1 protein-coding gene is annotated in these 379 nt (G+C 64.1%); it reads right to left on the bottom strand.

Going from position 1 to position 379, the window contains the following annotated elements; all coding sequences use genetic code 11:
• Positions 1-228: 228 nt before the first annotated feature.
• Positions 229-379 (bottom strand): transposase (locus tag AC5ZG5_RS46500; RefSeq protein WP_496165605.1); only part of this gene is annotated, 151 nt, incomplete at its 5' end.

Raw genomic sequence — 379 nt, 5'->3', positions numbered from 1 at the left:
CCACGCCAACGACTGCCCGTCATGTCCGCGTGGTGGCTCAATTGGAAGGGTCATTGAAGCTTTTTCCCCCTCGGACGAGTTCTGTGCGTCAAGTTCAGCAAAATTGATCATGGGGTACGGCCAAGCCATCCCCTCGGAGCCGCCGTCGCTCGCTCGCCCCGAGCGCAGCGCTGGCGAGCGACGGCGGCGGAGAGGGGTGGCCCATCCCCTTGGTGGGCCTGGGCATCGTCAGGCCGCCCGGCGTAGTGTCTCCTTCTTGTGCTCCTTCAAGAGATCCATGTTCAGATAGCGATGGTCCTCGAGCCAGGCCTCGTGGCGCTCGACGGTCAGCGCCCGCACCAGCCTTAGGCAGCTCTCGGCATTGGGGAAGATTCGCACC

The sequence above is a fragment of the Bradyrhizobium sp. Ses1 genome (genome assembly GCF_059512365.1).
The sequence above is the reverse complement of the archived record's forward strand: the minus strand, read 5'-3'. Positions and strand labels throughout refer to the sequence as shown.